10 protein-coding genes and 2 pseudogenes are annotated in these 17,936 nt (G+C 69.4%); 5 read left to right on the top strand and 7 right to left on the bottom strand.

Annotation, left to right across the window (positions count from 1 at the left end; all coding sequences use genetic code 11):
- Positions 1 to 394 precede the first annotated feature (394 nt).
- Complete coding sequence (locus tag ACZ4V1_RS21770) at positions 395 to 1,825, top strand: endo-1,4-beta-xylanase (RefSeq protein WP_468338584.1); 1,431 nt, start codon at positions 395 to 397, stop codon at positions 1,823 to 1,825.
- A gap of 465 nt (positions 1,826 to 2,290) precedes the next feature.
- Here the strand turns inward: ACZ4V1_RS21770 and ACZ4V1_RS21765 are convergent.
- The 6 genes and pseudogenes from ACZ4V1_RS21765 to ACZ4V1_RS21740 all read right to left on the bottom strand — a co-directional run.
- Positions 2,291 to 2,653 (bottom strand): annotated as a pseudogene (locus tag ACZ4V1_RS21765) (type II toxin-antitoxin system death-on-curing family toxin); the annotation flags it as partial.
- Positions 2,650 to 2,751: pseudogene (locus tag ACZ4V1_RS21760) on the bottom strand (ribbon-helix-helix protein, CopG family); the annotation flags it as partial. The pseudogenes ACZ4V1_RS21760 and ACZ4V1_RS21765, both read right to left, overlap by 4 nt.
- 598 nt (positions 2,752 to 3,349) lie before the next feature.
- Complete coding sequence (locus ACZ4V1_RS21755) at positions 3,350 to 6,091, bottom strand: pPIWI_RE module domain-containing protein (RefSeq protein WP_468338582.1); 2,742 nt, start codon at positions 6,089 to 6,091, stop codon at positions 3,350 to 3,352.
- Between the two features lie 31 nt (positions 6,092 to 6,122).
- On the bottom strand, positions 6,123 to 9,632 hold the full coding sequence (locus ACZ4V1_RS21750; RefSeq protein WP_468338580.1) for a pPIWI_RE_Z domain-containing protein: 3,510 nt from the start codon (positions 9,630 to 9,632) through the stop codon (positions 6,123 to 6,125).
- Positions 9,625 to 10,710 (bottom strand): pPIWI_RE_Y domain-containing protein, encoded by a 1,086-nt coding sequence (locus ACZ4V1_RS21745; RefSeq protein ID WP_468338579.1) that lies wholly within the window; start codon positions 10,708 to 10,710, stop codon positions 9,625 to 9,627. Before ACZ4V1_RS21745 ends, ACZ4V1_RS21750 begins: the two co-directional genes overlap by 8 nt.
- Before the next feature lie 56 nt (positions 10,711 to 10,766).
- A complete protein-coding gene (locus tag ACZ4V1_RS21740) occupies positions 10,767 to 12,329 on the bottom strand; it encodes a PD-(D/E)XK nuclease family protein (protein WP_468338577.1) in 1,563 nt (520 codons plus the stop codon).
- Between the two features lie 39 nt (positions 12,330 to 12,368).
- Between ACZ4V1_RS21740 and ACZ4V1_RS21735 the strand changes: the two genes are divergently transcribed.
- Positions 12,369 to 13,271 (top strand): serine/threonine protein kinase, encoded by a 903-nt coding sequence (locus ACZ4V1_RS21735; RefSeq protein WP_468338575.1) that lies wholly within the window; start codon positions 12,369 to 12,371, stop codon positions 13,269 to 13,271.
- Positions 13,272 to 13,301: 30 nt separating this feature from the next.
- On the opposite strand, the gene ACZ4V1_RS21730 is transcribed toward ACZ4V1_RS21735, so the two are convergent.
- Positions 13,302 to 16,061, bottom strand: coding sequence for an AfsR/SARP family transcriptional regulator (locus tag ACZ4V1_RS21730; protein ID WP_468338573.1), 2,760 nt, complete (start codon positions 16,059 to 16,061; stop codon positions 13,302 to 13,304).
- A 245-nt stretch (positions 16,062 to 16,306) separates the two neighbouring features.
- Between ACZ4V1_RS21730 and ACZ4V1_RS21725 the strand changes: the two genes are divergently transcribed.
- The 3 genes from ACZ4V1_RS21725 to ACZ4V1_RS21715 all read left to right on the top strand — a co-directional run bounded on the left by ACZ4V1_RS21725 (position 16,307) and on the right by ACZ4V1_RS21715 (position 17,809).
- Entirely contained in the window at positions 16,307 to 16,465 is a 159-nt protein-coding gene (locus ACZ4V1_RS21725) for a hypothetical protein (protein ID WP_468338571.1), read from the top strand.
- Positions 16,466 to 16,766: 301 nt separating this feature from the next.
- Complete coding sequence (locus ACZ4V1_RS21720) at positions 16,767 to 17,537, top strand: hypothetical protein (protein WP_468338569.1); 771 nt, start codon at positions 16,767 to 16,769, stop codon at positions 17,535 to 17,537.
- Positions 17,534 to 17,809, top strand: a complete 276-nt coding sequence (locus ACZ4V1_RS21715) for a helix-turn-helix domain-containing protein (RefSeq protein ID WP_179181131.1) — start codon at positions 17,534 to 17,536, stop codon at positions 17,807 to 17,809. Before ACZ4V1_RS21720 ends, ACZ4V1_RS21715 begins: the two co-directional genes overlap by 4 nt.
- Positions 17,810 to 17,936: the final 127 nt, after the last annotated feature.

Genomic DNA, 17,936 nt, shown 5'->3' with positions numbered 1-17,936 from the left:
GAGTTCTCACTCACGAAACCCCGCACGTCACACCGACAAGTGCTCAAGCACCACACTCGGCGCCGAAGGGGAGACGGCCGAGCGCAGCCGAACACCAGTCGTTTCACGCGGACGCCGAGGCAGACCGAGCCCACATCGCCGAGTCTCGACAGTTTCGTAAATGTCACGGAAACTTTTCTTGGCAGGAGTGTTGACGATGCATCGTCAATTCCCCAATCATTCCTGTCTGAGTAACCGGTGTCGTAGACCGTCCCGTTCCATGACCGCGCTGTCCGGTGACTCCGTGCCGCCCGGGCTTCGGCCCACCCCGTCCGTCCGTCTGCCGAATGGGAGCGGACGACGAAGTCCCCCTGCGCTTCAGTCCTTCCGTGTTGTCTACCTTGGAGGCACAGTCATGGGCTCGTATGCCCTTCCCAGATCCGTTGTCCGCCGAAAGGTCCGCGGCCTGCTGTTGGCCATGGTCGCCGGCGTCCTCGGTGTGGTCGCCGCACTGGTCGCGCCGCCGAACGCACACGCCGCAGAGAGCACGCTCGGCGCAGCGGCGGCGCAGAGCGGTCGCTACTTCGGCACCGCCATCGCCTCGGGCAAGCTGGGCGACTCGACGTACACGACGATCGCGGGCCGTGAGTTCGACTCGGTGACGGCCGAGAACGAGATGAAGATCGACGCCACCGAACCGCAGCGGGGCCAGTTCAACTTCACCGCCGCTGATCGCGTCTACAACTGGGCGGTGCAGAACGGCAAGCAGGTACGCGGCCACACTCTGGCCTGGCACTCCCAGCAGCCCGGCTGGATGCAGAGCCTCAGCGGCAGCGCACTGCGCCAGGCGATGATCGACCACATCAACGGCGTGATGGCCCACTACAAGGGCAAGATCGCCCAGTGGGACGTCGTGAACGAGGCGTTCGCCGACGGCAGTTCGGGCGCCCGGCGGGACTCCAACCTGCAACGCACCGGCAACGACTGGATCGAGGTCGCCTTCCGCACCGCGCGCGCCGCCGACCCGGCGGCCAAGCTCTGCTACAACGACTACAACGTCGAGAACTGGACCTGGGCCAAGACCCAGGCCATGTACGCCATGGTCCGGGACTTCAAGCAGCGCGGCGTGCCGATCGACTGCGTCGGCTTCCAGTCGCACTTCAACAGCGGCAGCCCTTACAACAGCAACTTCCGCACCACCCTGCAGAACTTCGCCGCCCTCGGCGTCGACGTGGCCATCACCGAACTGGACATCCAGGGTGCCCCGGCCTCGACCTACGCCAACGTGACCAACGACTGCCTGGCCGTCCCGCGCTGCCTCGGCATCACCGTCTGGGGGGTGCGCGACACCGACTCCTGGCGTTCGGAGCAGACACCGCTGCTGTTCAACGGTGACGGCAGCAAGAAGCCCGCCTACACCGCCGTCCTCAACGCACTCAACGGCGGCTCCACCACGCCCCCTGCGGAATCCGGACAGATCAAGGGCGTCGGTTCGGGCCGCTGTCTGGACGTGCCCGGCACCAGCACCACCGACGGCACCCAGCTCCACCTGTGGGACTGCCACAGCGGCACCAACCAGCAGTGGACGTACACCGACGCCGGTGAGCTCAGGGTCTACGGCAACAAGTGCCTGGACGCGGCCGGGTCCGGCAACGGCTCCAAGGTCCAGATCTACAGCTGCTGGGGCGGCGACAACCAGAAATGGCGCCTCAACTCTGACGGATCCATAACCGGCGTCCAGTCCGGCCTCTGCCTCGACGCCGTCGCGGGCGGCACCGCCAACGGAACCCTGATCCAGCTCTACTCCTGCTCGAACGGCAGCAACCAACGCTGGACCCGCACCTGATGGGACCCGCCACGAACGGACGGGCGCATCGATGACGGCCTTCGGTGCGGCTTCTCCCACCCCTCCAGGAGGACATCGTTGACGGTCCCGGGTCGCTGCCGCGGTGGCGGCGACCCGGGACCATCGACATGCTCGCCGCGGTGAAGCCGGCGCCCGCCGAGGCGGCGACGGTGGACACCGATACCTGGGGCGTCCTGGTCGATCGCGACAACGGCAAGGCACTGGACGCCTGTCGTGGTGATCCCGTCACCAACCTCCCGACAGCACACCTGGCACCTCCACCCGGTCCTGGCGGCGTCGCATCGTCAAGCGTCTCGTATGTGCGGTTTCGCTCACGAGTTCACGCACGGTCGGCGGTGAGGCGTCGAGGGCTCCACCGCCCTCCTTGTGTGCCACCGCAGGCACCATCGACTCGCCAACGATGACCTCTGGAGGCCGTGTCCTACACGGCGAGGCATCGTAGACCTCGGCAATGGCCGGTACATCGATGTTGTCCTGCGCGACTTCCTCGACGAACGGGCCGGCAACCGAGACGGGCGGCAGGACGGTACTGGCGCTGACACCGTTGAACCGCAGGAAGACACGCATGGCGAGCCAGGCGGTGGGCCTGTTGCCGTCGATCAGGGCGTGATTGCGGGCGACGGAGCGCAGCAATGCCGCCGCCTTCTCGTGCGGCGTGGGACACAACTCGGCTCCGCACACGTTGGTCCGGGGCCGCTCGATCGCCGACACCAGAAGGCCCATGTCACGCACGCTGTGCTCGGTACCGTTGACCGTGCGGGCGATGGCCAGGATCTCGTCGATCTGGATGTGGCGCACGTCGGTCACTTCAGGTGGTCCAGGATCTCCGCATCGCTGTCCATGAGCTCGGCCAGGACGTCGTCGACCTTCAACTCGGCCCGGTTCTGGGCCTCGCGGATAGCCTGGCGCGGTCGGATCCCGCTCTCAGCTCCGCGGAGCGCGGGACCAGGCGGCCGCTTGCACCGCTACCGCGGAGGCGCAGCAGAGACTCCATTCAAGCGTCACTCGAGCGTCAAGAATCTCCGAAGAGACATCTGAAGGCGTCGCCCCCATGGAGCGCATCCCTCACGAGCCGGCAGGTCAGAGAGGTCTCAAAGATCGATCCGCTCGCTTGAACCGCTGCACGGAGGGAGACAGGTCGAGCAACCCACCAGAGCAACAAAAACCGCAGGTCAAGCACCCTTGCCCGCAGGCTCCAGGATCGCCACGCACTCCACATGATGCGTCATCGGAAGCATGTCACCCGGGTGAACTCAGAGAAAACCGCATGTCAGGTCCGTCTCTCCTCTCCGTCTTGGGGGCACCAGGCGCGAAGAGCGTCAAACGAGCGTCACGGCGGACGCCCAGTGATCCCAGCAAGGAGTGCACCAGACGCCGTCCCCGTGGTCAGGTTCAGGCTTCGGCGCTCACACGAGGGAAGCATTGATCCTTATCAGCGTCGATCGTTTGGGACGCCCCATGCAGGCGGCACCTCGTTCAGGAAGCGGATGACGTACTCCCCGCTTACTTCGTTCCGGCCACCGGAAGCACGTACTCACCGGCGAGACGCGCCCAGTGCAGCGGGAGAGGCCGGGCGAGCGGTGGGTAGTCGTCGTGGTAACGCAGCTGGTGCGCGAGCGTCGCCCACTCCGCCGGCCGGTCGGGCGGGTCACCCGCACGCCCCGAGTCCGTCAGCGCCTTCTCCGACAGACAGCCGAGCACGGTGATCTCCAGTTGCCCAGGGTTCCACGCGGTCTTCCCGGGCGCTGTCCGGCCCTGTGCCGTGGGCACCAGCTTCATGAGCCCCTTCGGCAGTTTCGCCACCGTGTGCGGCTTCGAGGCCGTACTCGCGAAGACACGGCCCTCCGTATCCGCCGTCCCCCACACCCCCTCGGCGAAGCCGACCCCGTCCTCGGTGTCGTGGGCGTACCACTCCGCCACTTCACCCCGGGCGTTGGCGTCCCGTACGAGCAGCACCCGCAGGTCGTGGCCGTAGAGCGTGTGCCGCTGGGCGGGTTCGGCCCCGAAGCCGAGCGTGTCGCGGTCCAGTGCACCGTTGCGCAGGCCAGGCCAGCACTGGCGCAGATTGCCGGCGTCCGCCAGCAGCAGCGTCGGGCGGTCGCGGAGCTGGAAGAGCAGTGCCCGGATCTGCCGCTCGGTCTCCCGCTGCCTGTCCTGCTCCACGCCCGGGCGGGCAGCGGGCCGGGATCCTCCCGGGGCTGCCGAGTCATCGACGATCTTCCCCGTGCCGGCCTCCTTCCCGCCGCTCGCCGCCGGTTCCCGCGCCTGGGAGAGCAGCAGCAACAGCTTCGGATACGGCACCCATTCGGCTCGTTCTGCGTCCCACCCCTCGATGACGCCCGGTCCGTCCCCGGGGCGCACCCGCACCGCCACCAGCCGGTGGACGGGGCATCGCGTGGGCCCCTTCCTGGTGTGGCGTACGAGCCAGAGCGCCGCGTACTGGAGGTCGCCCGGAATGCCGGCTCCCACCCGATGGGCGGGCGGGCTGATGGCGCCCAGCTGCCGGAAGGCGTCCAGCCAGGTCCACCTGGCCCGGTGTTCCAGAGCGCTGTCGGTGTCGTCGGGCGAGTTCACGAACTGGGTCAGCCGTCCCTGCCGTGCCCAGGCGATGCGCAGCGCGTGCTTGGGGTCGGAGTCCGGGACGGCGGCGAAGCGCTCCTTGCCGGCGATCTCCGTGATCACGACTCCGGCCCCGCCGAGGAGCGGGTCCGCCTGGTCCGCCACGAGCCCGCAGCGCCCTTCGATGGCCTCGGCCAGCCGGACGGCCCGGAGGCGCCCGCGAGCTCGGGTCGTCGGCAGGGCGTCGGCCAAGGGTCCTGCGGGCCGGGCCCGGACGCGGATGTCGACCCCCTCGCACTGCCACTGCCAGGTCTCCCCGTCGGCCGACAGCACTTGCTGCCCGGCGGAAAGACCAATGAGCTTGGGCAGCTCAGCGAGCAGCGCCGCACGGGTTTCCGGGGACTGCCAGAAGACGTCGATCTCCAGGGGGCGGCCGTTCAGTGCGCGTGTCAGCGCCGCCCGCCGTTGCAGAGCCAGCTGGGCGTCGCGGACACCCGGGACGCGTCCGGCGCCGGAACGGGGCAGCAGGGAGGGTGTGTTGCTCCGGGAGACGCGCGTGAGGTCGGGGACCCGGGTCAACAGGGGGCGCAGCCCTTCCTCGACCCAGGCGTCCAGATCCGCCCGCTCCCGTGGCATCAGCCCGGGTCCGACCTCGTGCGGGCCGATCGACGGGTGGTAGACGATGCCGGCGGCCACGTCCCCGGAACCGTTGATCCAGCGTTCGGGGTCGGAGAAGAGCGCTTCGGGCCGGGGATAGTTGCGCACGATGTCCAGCTCGGGCACGAGCGGTGCGGGGCTGTGCCGGCGCCAGGCCAGTTCCTTCGACCGCCGGTCGTAGCCCAGCGTGTTCACCATCAGCCGGTGGCCCCGGTCCGGCCCTTCCGGCCACGGCAGTGGAGCGTCGAGCAGGACGGTCGTACCGCCGAGCTGGTGGGGGCGTACGTCCAGTCGGGTGGCCCACCGGCGTACCTGGGTGGACACATGGACGCGGAACCGCGGGGCGAACGGCACGGTGTGGACGGTGATGGTGAGGCAGGCCGAGTAGTACCAGGTCTGCCGGCGGCGCTCGTATCGCTGAGGCGGCCAGGAGACAAGCCGCGCGCCGTCACCCGAGCTCTCGACGCGGAAGTGGAGTGTGGTGCCGCCCGTGCGGAACGTCCGGGCGGCCAGCCGGAAGGCGATCCACTCGGGCAGCAGGCTGTAGAGCCGCACTGCGGGTTCGGCGGTTCCGCCCGCCGAGAGCACGCTCTCGGCGAGGTCGACCGGTTCCGTCTCCCAGTGAGGCAGACGTACCGTCTCGGCCGGGTCACCGGAGCGGAGCCTCTCCTCGAGATCGGCGCCCTCCGAGTCGTCGTCCTCCCGGTGCATGCCCGCCGCCCAAGCTCCTACCACCGGAGCCAGAACGTCCGGCGGGACGGCTTCCCGCGCATAGAGCCACGGCAGACGGCCATCCGTCCCGGCGTTGCGGCCGGTCGCGATGACGCCTGGCGCCATCGCCTGCAGCAGGGAGTTGAGCCTGCGCACGGGGAGCCGGTGGGGGTGGACGGAGTTCTTGTCCGCCTCGGCATGCATCCCGGTGAGCTCGGCGTGCAGGTCCTCGCCGAGCCGCAGCACTTTCATCTCCTCCCGCCAGGGTCCGTGGAGCGGGTCGGGTTCGTAGGCCGCGACGCGAATGTGGTGGTACACGGAATTACCTCCTGGGACAGGGGTTCGGCGCTTACGGGCGGGCGGGTACGGCGGCGAGCAGGCGGGTGAGCATGCTGCGCAGTGGCGCGTACAGGGCGCGGACGATGAACTGCTCCTCCGCGGTCGTCGTGCCGCCGTCGAAGTACGGGTCCAGGACGGCAAGGACGCTGTGCAGCAGACTGGATTCGGGGGTGTCGGGCCGCGCCGGTACGGCGCCGCGGTTGGGGGCGAAGGCGGCATCGACGAAGACCACCCGGGCCGGTACGCCACCGCGTACCAGTCGCCCGATCACCTGCCACAACAGGACCAGCATGTCCCAGGTGACCTGCTCCCGTACGTCGTCGTCGAGACGGCTCCACGCCATCGAACGGGCGAGTACCTGGTACCAGTACGAACGGGCGAGGCGGCGGAACTCCTCCGCTCCTTCCTCGACGGTGAGTTTTCCCTGTACCAGGGTGGCGAAGTCACCGCCGGTGACGGCGCGGACGACCCAGTCGTTGACGGCATTGACGGCCAAGTGGAGGTCCTCTGGGTGCGGATGGGGCCGTGCCAGGAAATAGACCGTGCCGATGGCCGCCTCGTCGTCCTCGTTGAGGATGTTGTGGCCGCGTTCCAGCGCGAGCAGGGGCGCCACCAGGATGTCCGCCTCGAGGTCCTTCAGGTGCTCGACGTCGCCCCGGCGCAGTGATCGGGCGTGGTAGGCGGACGGCGCCTCGTCCTCCGCGGTGATCTCCTCGTCGTCCGACACCAGGCACAGCACCTTGTTGCGCCAGCGGACGTTGAGGTTGTGCAGTGTGTCGGCCACCACACGTGCCTCGGCATAGCTGCCGACCAGCAGAAGGATCTGGTCGCGCCCTGGAGGAAGAGAGAGCAACTCCTGCTGGAGCGGACCACCTTCAGTGACCTCGTACTCGTCTCCGCCCTCACCTAGATGGCACGCGATGCGGCGCAGCTTCTCCGGGCGGTCGTCCGGATGGGTTCCCGACATGCGCAGTTTCTCGTCGCCGTCGTCGATGAACTCGAAACGCATGGAGCTCTCGTTGGCGATGCGTTCGGTCACCTCGGCCGGCGGTTCGATGACCACACCGACCGGGACGCAGACCTGGTAGCGGCTGGACGCACCCGCCCAGCTGCTGCCCGACATGAGCAGCAAGTGGGCACCAGGCCTGCCGTCGACGGAGGTGAGATCGGGGATGGCGCGCAGCAGCTCACGTCCGACGCCGCTGCACCGGAAGAAGGTCAGTTCGCCACTGCGGACTCCGCCCTTGTCCTCACCCGGGACCCGGAACTGGAAGCCGAGCACATTGCCCATCGGGGCCTCGGGCACCATCGGGCCGTAGTCGAGCGGCCGGCGGTACATCGTGTTGAAGCCCAGGCTGAGGGCGCCCTCGACGCGGGGCCACATGGCGTTGATCATGGCGAGCCGTGGTTCCAGGGCGCTGAGCAACAGTGTGAACTCGAAGCGCTCCGCGAGTTGCTTCCGCCATTCCTCGGGAGTCTGGGGCGGAGGCTTGGGCTTCCTGCGGCGTCCGCGCTTCTTCTCCTGTTCCTCCTCCTCGCGCCGCCACTCGTCGTACGCCTCTTGGTACTTCCGCTGCCGGGCAGCCATGTACTTCGGGTCGATGGCGAAGACGTCATCCATGACCTCGGTGAGGCGGCGCCGGGTGTTCTCCGGGTTGCCGGTGTGAAGCAGCTCGTTGAGAAGGGCGGTCAGCCGGCTGAAGTCCTCCTCCGTCCTACGGTGACGGTCACCGAACGGGTTGTCCCGGAACGCGTCGAGCAGTTTCCCGAGAGCCTCGCGGGGGGCGTGATGAGGGTGGTCCCGACCGCTGTCGTCGGGGAGTTCGTAGCGTTCGTCGAGGAGCCCCAGCTGGAGCGTCCAGGCGCTGAAGTAGCCCGTCCGCACCCACTTGCGCAGCTCGTACCCGGCGACGAGCATCGCGTACAGCCGGTCGGTGGCCGCGCCTGCGGTGTTGAGGGCGGCGGCGAAGGTCTCGACGTCCCGTTCGGAGAGCTGGGTGCGTCCGCCGGCCGCGAGTTCCCGGATCTTGTGCCGGCTCAGCTGGTCGATGAGGCCCTTGTCCTCGTCGCTGGCGAGGACCACGGCGGGTGCGAAAGTCCGGTCGAGCTGCATCTGGACACGGTCGACCTCGTCGATGATCACGAGGTCACTACGGCGGCAGGCGAGTTCGAGGAAGCGGATGCGCTCGCCGTTCTGAGGGCGGGGCGGCGAGGCGTCGATCAGCCCGACCGGGGTGGCCACCCAGATCGAGGCGTCGACCAGCGTGCGGGCTCCGTGGTGGCGGGGGCAGGCGGACCAGTACGGGCAGCTCATCGCCCTCTTCTGCCACGCGGAGTGTCGTCCGTCGCTCGGGGCACGGCGCAGGGCCGACGGGGGTCGGAGCCGGGAGCAGGGTGCCTCGCCGTAGGCGAGTGGTTCGGTCGTCGATGTGGCGCCCTGCCGTCTGACGTTGAGCAGGCAGGACGTGCCGAGGTAGGCGAAGGCGGGGTCGTCGTGGGCGAGCAGTCGGTGCTCGCCCCGGCCCGCCAGCCGACGGTGCAGCCGCTGGGCGTGCCGCTCGCGGCCGGAGGAGCCGAGCACGGGTGCGGCGGCGCCGTCGGTATAGAGGTCGTAGAGCCGGACGAGCTTCAGCACCTCCGCGACATCGGTGACGACGACGGTGGTGCGCTTGCCCAGCTTGGCGAGATGGACGGCGATGATGTCGCGCAGTGTGCTCTTGCCGGCGCCGACGATGCCGAGCAGGTGCTGGATGCCGTCGACCGTGAAGGTGAAGTCCTCGTCCTTCCTCGTCTTGTGGAAGGTTCCGTTCTCCTTGGTGGACAGGTCGAACGACCGTAACCGCTCCAGCCACCGTGGCGCCCGTCCCTCGCCGAAGCGGGTGTGCTGTGCGTCCATTTCCGCCGCCGTGCGCTCCAGCCCCTCCCTGGTGAAGACAAGGGGCTCGCCGCCGCCGGCCGGTTCCAGGTCCATGTCGTGGGCGACGAGGGGGGCGCGGGGGACCGGCGGCAGATCGACGACGGCCATGGTGCGACTGACGGGGAAGGCGTGCGGGCCCTGACCCGCGACCGGCAGCCGCTTGCCCGCCAGCGGCGGTGCGGCACACAGCAGTTGTTCGTAGACGGAGAAGCGGTCGCCGGCGACGGAGAGGTCGCGGCGGGCAGCGGGTGTCTCGGCGTCCGGTACGTCGTAGGCGCGCACCCTGGGGTCGAACCTCTGGTAGGTGTCCAGCGCATCGAGCCAGGTACGGCTCCGGCGCAGCGTCCACAGCGAGTACCGGGCGGTACGCAGGGTCTTCGCCGCGTCGGATGGCAGCGGTGCCCGGTGCGCCTCGGCGAATCCGTACCCGCTGAACAGCACCCAGGCGCTGCCCGCGGGGCTGCCCGGCATCATCTTCTGCTGGAGGTACAGGCCGAGTTCGACCTGGCAGAGGGCTTCCAGCGCGGGCTGTGGCACGGAGGACCCCAGAAATGCTTTGAGCGCGTTGAACACGTCGGTCAAGGGCGGGGTGAGGCTACGCATCGTCCTTCTCTTCTCGCCGGGTCTGTCCCAGGTCGGGCACGAGGTCCATGGGGGTGGTGAGCAGCAGCCGGTCCCGCAGGAGCGCAGGAAGGGCGTCGGTGAAGGCCTGCCGGTAGCCGTCCCGTCCGGCGAGCGCGTCGGGGACCACGACGAGGGTGCGGTCCGCGAGGAGTGTGTTGTCGGTGAGATGGGCTGCGAGGAGCGCCGGCTGCAGGCGGTCGTACACCTGGATGTCCACGATGCGGGGGCCGGTGTCCCTGAGCCGGTAGGCGGGCAGAAGACCGGGCAGGGTCTCGTACGCGACTTCGGCGCGCTCCAGTGCCTCCCGGGCGGCTTCGTCGGTGCGGTGCGGCAGTACGAGGTACCACCGCAGCGAGCGCTGCAGGATCCACGCCTGGTCCGGCTCACGGATGAGCCGCGGAGGGGCATCGCGCGGGCAGTCCTCCCCCTCGCACCAGACTTCCGTGCCGGTGCCGGACGGTCCGGGTACGGGCACGGCACTGTCCCGGGGCAGCGCGGGGAGCCTGCACGAGGGGCAGTACAGGAAGTCTCCGTCGACGAGCAAGAACTCGGGCAACGGACCGTAGAGGCTCTTGACCCGGCTCCAGACCGCCCTGTTCCAACCCGGCGCGAAGCGGTCCTGCTGGTGGACGACCGGGTGACGCGCCAGGAACGCCCGGCACTGCCGGTAGCGCTCCTCCGTTCCACTCCGCGCGTGCAGGTCCCCGAGGAGCGCGCGGGCGTGTGCCGCCACGCCTCCGTCCGGTCCGTGCGAGGCCACCTCGAGACACGACCGGGTCGGCATCCGGCCGACCCGGTGCACCAGCGTGGTGCCCGGCGAGACCAAGGAGGAGGGGACCGCGAAGAGTGAGTCGTCGGACGGCCTGGCCCGGCACCACTCCCACAGCTCCGGAAGACTCCTCGGCGGCGACTCCCCCGCTTCGAGGCAGCGCATCACCGTGTGATCCAGCGCCCGCTGGGCGAGGCCGGGGTAGGGCAGGGTGAAGGAGCGGAGCCCTTGGACCTCGGAGAGAGCCGCCACCATGCGGGCGAGTTCACCGAAGAGGTCGCTGCCCACGCCATCGGGCGCCTCGCCGGCGTCCGGCCGATCGGCCCGGCCGGCCGACCCCGCCCTCATGCCGCGGCCTTGCTGACGGACGACGCCGTGCACCAGCGGGCCACTTCGCACCGCTCGCAGGAGCGTCCGGGCCGGGCCGCGTACTGGTCGTCACCGTGCCAGTCGGCCACCATTGCCCGCAGTACCTTCTCGGCGGTGACCCGATTGGCCGGGGCGAAGGGATCGATGATCTCCAGGTCGGCGCCGCCGGGGCGCAGCACCTCCAGCTCGACCCGGGCGCGGAACGGATCACCGCCCAGGTCACCGCGGGCGATCAGCACGACGGCCAGGGCCAACTGCGGATAACGCTCCAGCAGGGGGCGGTCGGACCGCCGGTCGGTGACGGAGGTCTTAGTCTCGCGCCACACCCATGACCCGGCATCCCGGTAGAGCAGGTCGGGCGCGGCCAGGACCACCACGTCGGCGGTGGTGTCGTGCCGCACCACCCGGGGCTCGGTCCGCACATCCGTGCCGTCCCCGACGTACCGCAGCGGGCAGACCGCGGCGTGCCGCCGCAACAGCAGGGCGCCGAGTGCGCGTTCGTCTGAGGGCAGGTCGAATCCTTGCGGGACCCACTCCTCGGGGACCTCGACCGTGCAGGGCCGAGGCGATCCGTGGGCGTGCCGTTCGGCGAGGTAGGCGTGCAGGGCCCGGCCGCGCTCGGCCGTCACCTCGCGTTCGACGGAATCCGCCGTGGGCAGGTGCAGCCGGCGCATGTGGTCACGCGCCGGGCAGGCTCGGTAGGACCGCCCGTTGGTGACCGACCAGGTACGGCGGGGCCGGTCGTGCGCCTCGATGCCCAGCAGTCCGGGCGCTGTGCGCAGGGCCGGGCACACCGACAGGTAGGGGCATCCGCCGCAGGCGGACCCCGGGCGGTATTCCCGTCCGTCCAGTACGCCGGCCAGGGCAGCGGGGCCGTGTTCGCGGTACCGGGCGCGCGCCTCTTCCCGGCTTCCCGCGAAGAGTTCCCGCGTACGGCCGTCGAAGAGCGCGAACTCCACGATCCGTACGTGCTCCGGCGGTGGTCCGGGGGCGCCCTCGGCCAGCACCAGGGCGACGGCCGCGGTGAACCCGTCGGGCGGCAGGTCGCGCAGGCGGTGCACGGGCAGACGAAGCTCGCGGTAGGCACCGTCGGGGGAGGCCAGGCAGCGGCCCCACACGGTGAGGCGGTACTCCTGGGCGTCGCGCGGGTCGGGACCGGACGGCCGGTAGCGGTACGTCCACGGCTCGGGCACCTCGTGCAGGGGGCGTTCCGGGTCGAGGGGGAAGGCTGCCTCGTACATCGTCACGCCGTGCTCCGACCAGGTCCGCAGACCGTCGTGCAGGGGCCCGGTACGTGTCCGGGGCGGGCTGCCGGCAGGCCCCGAACGGATGTCACAGGCAGCCATGAAGGGGCCCAGAGCGAAGTGCTCTAACCGCTCACGGCGGCGCGGTACGGGGTCGGTGGTGTGGTAACCGCGGGTCTTGAGAGCGTCGGCGGCGGGGCATCGGAACTCTCCCCCCTTGAACATTCCGGCGGATACCGTGATGACGTCGGACGTGCGGGTCACCCCGTCGGGGGGCAGCCATGGCTGTGACATTTCATGCTCCATTTCCGTACGAAGGAAAGGTGGATGGCCGTGAGGGAGATCGAGGAGGTCGGTGATGTGGAGGGGCGCTACGAAGTGCTGGACATGGTCGGCGACGGCGGCCAAGGCGACCTTTTCCTCGGGCGTGACCGCAACAGCGGGCAGAAGGTGGCGTTGAAGCTTCAGAAGGCCCGGGACCTCGGGCCCGAGAGCGATTTCCACTGGGCCGGCGATGAACTCCTCAAAGAGGGGTCACGCATGATGATGCTGACGGGAATCCAGGCGATTCCCGAAGTCATCGCCACGGGGACACACCGGCGACGCCGGTGCCTGGTCATGGAATTTGTCGAAGGGCACCAACTGCAGAAGGTCCTGTCGGCGGCCCTGCCCGTTAAGGATCCTGGGACCGTTGCGGCCGTCATCGGCCAACTGTGCGAAATTCTGGCAGAAGTCCACGACCGGAATCTGGTGCACTGCGATCTCAAGCCCGAGAACGTCATCGTGCAGCCGGACGGCCGTCTCCGGCTCATTGACATGGGCCACGCGGTCGTGGCGGATCAGAAAACGGAATACGCACGCGGCACGCGCGGCTGGGCCTCCCCCGAGCAGTCCGACGCGTGCCAGTCAGGTCTGACGCGGCAAGCGGACATCTTCGCACTCGGCTGCATCCTGCTGGAGATGACCGTGATGCGCCTGCCCTACGGCGGACAGGACGAGCGGGCGGAAGAGGGCGCCCCGGTGCTGCCGGCCGACCGGCTCGCCAAACTACCCCCGGAGTTCGCCTCCCTGGCGCTGTGGATGGTCCGGTGGAAGGCGGCGGAGCGCCCCGCGGATGTCCGTGAAGTGTTCGATCGGCTCCGCTGCTACCTACCTCAGCTCGGCTCGCAACGGCCATCGAAGCCCCTGCGCCCGGACCCGACCGAGTACTACCGCACGCATCCGCCCCGGCTTTGACGGTGAGCCGACGGCCGCCGACCGGGCGGGTCACCTCAGCCCTTCCAGCCGCTCCCGGACCTCCCGCACCCCCTCACCGTGCATCAGCTCACGCAGCACGGTGACTCTCTCCAGCTCCCGCACCGCCGCGTCGGTGTCGCCGGCGGACACCAGGACATCAGCGAAGAGCATCCGCACCTTGTCCTCGTTGGGCCAGTTCTCCTGTTCGCGGTAGATGTCGGAGGCCTGCCGGTACAGGGTGATGGCCTCGTCCCGTTCGGAACGGGCCAGGTGCACCTTGGCCAGGGTGAACAGCACATCGGCCAGGCCGCTGCGCTCCGTCGTGCGCTCCGCCATGCCCAGAGCGTCGGCGCACCGACGGAGCGCCTGCTCGTGCTCGCCCCGGTCGAGGTCGATCGCGCCGAGGACGTTCAGAACAGCCGCCTCCCCGACCCGGTCGGACACCTCCCGGCACAACTCCAGTGCGCGGCCGAGCGCTTCCTCCGCTCCCGTCCGGTCGCCCTGCTTGCGCAGGGTGAGTCCGAGCCGGTGCAGCGTACGGGCCAGACTCAGCCGGCCTTCCGTGCTGCGGTCCTCCTCGCTGAGCCGGACGGCCCTGCGCAGGTTGCCCACAGCCAAGTCGTACTCACCGAGCCGCCAGTGGGTCCCTGCCAGCGACCGGTAGACCATGGCGCGATCGACCGGGCCGGCGACGGTTTCCGCCGCCTCGGCGGCGTACCGGAGGTTCTGCCGCGCATCATCGAGCAGGCGACGGCGCCACTGGTAGATGACCAGGGCCATCGGAAGCAGCCATACGTACCGGTCGATACGCCGATTGATCGCCAAGTGAATGCCTCGCTGGACGGTGGCGTACTCCTCGTCCAGGAACGCCATCGCCTCCGCGAGGTCCGCGGGGTCGGTGACCCTGACCGCTCCGGGCTCGCCGGTGGGCAGGGTGCGTTCGCGGTCGAGCACCCGGTCGCAGGCGCGGACGTTGTGCAGCTGGTGTTCCAGCACCTGTCGTACGGTCGCCCGCTCGATCTCCGCGTTCTCTCCGTCCGGCACCGGCCGCACGTGCCGAAGGGCGAAGGCCCGCACGAGGTCGTGCAGCCCGTAGCGGTCGCCGTGATGTTCCACCAGGTTCGCCGCCACGAGGTCCACCAGGGCCCGGTCGGTACGCGTCCCTTCGTCCACTGCCCGTCCCAGATCCATCACCGCCTCCCAGGAAGCGCTGGGCCCGGGGTGGACGGCGAGCTGCCACAGCAGCAGCCGGGCTTCCTCATTCAGCACGCGCACGGAGCAGTTGAGCGCGGCGCGGACCGACAGTTCGTGCTCGGGCAGGTCCAGGGTGTCCAGCTTCGCCCGCTCCAGCTCCTTCTCCATCTCCCGCACCAGGGCAGGGAGGGTGTGCAGCGGACGCGCACCGACCTCCAAGAGCCGGGCCACCACCACGAGGGCCAACGGCAGCCGACCGCAGAGGTGGACCAGCTTGCTGAAGGGCACGGCGTGCTTGGCCCGGTCCTCGGCCGACACTTTCTCCTGGAGCACCTCCAGGGCGTCCGCCTCGTGCAGCGGCTCCATCTTGCGGAACAGCACCTTTCTCTCGGACTGCAGCCGCAAGAGGTCGTTACGACTGGTGACGATCACGGCGCAGGTACCGTCTCCGGGAAGCAGCGGCAGCACCTGCTGGGCGCTGAGCGCGTCGTCGAGGACGATGAGCACCGACCGGTGGGCCAGCGCCGACCGCAGCGCGTTGCTCTTGCTCTCCGTTCCGGTCACCGTGGTGTAGGGCGGCAGCGCGGCCAGAAAGCCGTCCAGGACCTCGTCCGGTTCGGCGGGCCGCACGTCTCCGTCGGCGAATCCGTTCAGTTCGCCGCACAGCACCCCGTCGGGAAACCGCTCCCGCAGCCGACCGGCGAGGTTCTCGGCCACCGTGGTCTTCCCGACGCCCGCCATGCCGCTGATCAGGACCAGCGCCAGATTGCCGGCATCCTGTTCCTCGCACACGGCCTCGAAGAGGTCACCGATCAGCTCGTCCTGCCCGATCGGCTTGCGCCTGCCGCCGGGCAACTGGTCGGGAACGGGCGGCAGGAGCGCCCCGCCCGGCCGGCGGCTCTCTCCCCGGACCTGGTCGATGGCGCTCTGTACATCGACATCCGCTTTTCCGTTGCGCGTCTCCCACTTCCTGATGAGCCGCTCACGTTGGGACTCCGGCAGGTCTGCGTGGGCGAGCAGGTAGAACCGGAAGATCTGGGGCAGTTCCGGCGCGCGCTCGAACCATTTCTCCGTCTCCTCGCGCAGCCATTTGACCTCCCTGGACTTGTAGGCTGCGTCCAGCCGCGCGTACACGGCGGCCATCAACTCGACCCGTAGCTCCTCCCGACGCAAGTGGAAGCCGGTCTCGGACAGTCCGTGCAGCGGTTCGTCCTCGCCGTTCCACTCCTCCAAGGCCGCGCCGAGCAGCTCGAACTGCGCCTTACAGGTCAGTCCCTCAGCCTGCTTCACCTTTTCGCGAAAACGGAGCAGGTCGACGTCTCCCACCGGCACGCGGAGCGTGCAGTAACCCGACTTGCCGCTATGGGGCACGGATTCCCGGCCCAACCGCTTCCGCAGGTCGGCGACGACGCGGTCAACCCGGACGCCGACATCCTCGTCGCCCTCCCAGAGGACCTCGGCTATCTCCTTCCTGGTACACCGGCAGCCTGGCGAGGTCACCAGGAGGGCGAACAGGGCCGCCACCTTCGACCCTTCGACCACCCTTCTGCCGCCGTCCCCTTCCGCTCGCACCGGGCCCAGCACGTACCCCTCCATCGCCCTCCCCCTCACCGCGCCGCAGTCAGTGATCCGGCCCCTCGCCGGCGCTCCTTCATCTGTGCGCCGCGCTGTGCCGCTTCACACGCGCTTGCTTCTTCACGCCCCCCGGGGACTCAGTTACCCCTCAGTTTTCGCTCTGCGGCCCCGCTTCACCCCCGGGCACGATGGCACCAGCCGCTCGCAGAAGCACGAAACGGCGGCTTAGTCATCCATCGACTTATCAGAGAGGAACCGCGAACCCGATGAACAACCGTCAGCGCAACCGCCGGGCAGCCCGTCTGCGCCAGTCCCCCGACTGGCCGCCGAGCCGCCGCCGGCGGGCGGCCGTCCGGACCGAGGACACCACCCCGGCGACCCCGCCCACCGAGATGCCGGACACCTCGTCCTCCGAGACCGCCTGAGCGCAACAGTTCGTGGGTGCCCGTTCTGTACGGGCACCCACCCGCCTCGCGAATTCCGTCACCGGCGAGCTCGCGGCCTGGCTGCCGCGCTTGTTGCACGCTCGTGGTCAAAGGCGGCGTTACCTGGTCGAGAAGACCACTACCGCATGCCCACGCATCAAAGTGAGGCTGGTGGGACTCGTCTCCCCTTGACGCGGATATGAGGCGGTACGTCCCCACCACAGGACCCACCTCGTCCAGCATCTCGGTATCTCCAGCACCTCCGGACTCAGGTTCCCGCAGTCCGAAGAGAGGACATTTCATGATGTATCCACCGCACAGCAGTGCGTTCGCCTCGGTGAAGCGGCACTTCGACGATCCCCGGACCAGTGACGCGGTCTTCGTGCTCGTCCCCACGGACGCCGACGAGGCTGATCCGGTCCGGCTGACCGCCGCCGAGACGCACGAGGCCTTGTACGGCCCCGACTCCGACCCGCAGTTCGCCACCGCGGTCTGGAAGGAGGTCATCCGCACGGCGCAGAGCGACCTGACTCCAGACAGCACGGGGAAACTCCTGGCGATCTGGCTGGCCCTGCCCCGGTTGACCGGGACGGTCCACCGGGTCTGCACGCGCCTGCGGGCCGACCGGTCGGACGTGGAGGCCGAGATGGTCCTGTCTCTCCTGGAGAAGCTGGCGGATCGGGACGGCGCGAGCTGTCTCACCGACTCCTCCCTGCTGCACGCGGCGCGCGCCAGGGCGTGGCATCTCGCCCGGGAAGGGCTGCGGGAGCTTCCCTCCACCCAGATCGAACGCATCACCGAGGAGCACGCTCTCACTGCGTCCGGCGAGGAGGCGGACGCTCCGGCGGCGGAGAGCCTGGACGTACGGGTCGACCGTCCGGACGGCCCGGACGGGCTGTGCGCACCGCTGCGTTTCCGGGTGCGCCCGGAGCATCTGCGCCGACAGGGAATCTTCATCGACACCGACGACGGGTCGCAGGACCGTTCGGCGGGTCACAGCCCCGGGAAGAGGCGACGGCCCGGGCGCCGCGCGGACACCCGGCCGGTCCGCCCTGCGGGGAGGCGAGGATGAAGGACCCGGCAGAGGGCCGCCTCAGTTTCACGGAGATGTTCGACCTGCCCGTCGCAGTGGACCTGCGCACGGCGGCCCGAGCACTCGGAATCGGCTCGACGACCGCGTACCGGCTGATCCGCGAGCACGAGTTCCCCTGCCCCGTCCTCCGCATCGGACGTAGGTACAGGATTCCGACCAACGAGCTGATGCGCGCCCTGGGGATCGAGGACCGCCCGCTGTACAGCGTGGACCCGGAAGAGGACACGGACGATCCGAGCGCCGGCTTCTGACGGTAACCACCGTGGGGGTCCGTGGGAGCGGGCAAAGAGGAGCAGAGCACTTCCCCCCCCAACAGGGCGTTCTCCGCCGACGGTTGCCGCAAAGTTCTCCCCCACTCGCCCGCAACCAGAGGGGGAA

The organism is Streptomyces sp. NPDC028991, assembly GCF_055564775.1.
This window is presented reverse-complemented; position numbering and strand designations above follow the sequence as displayed.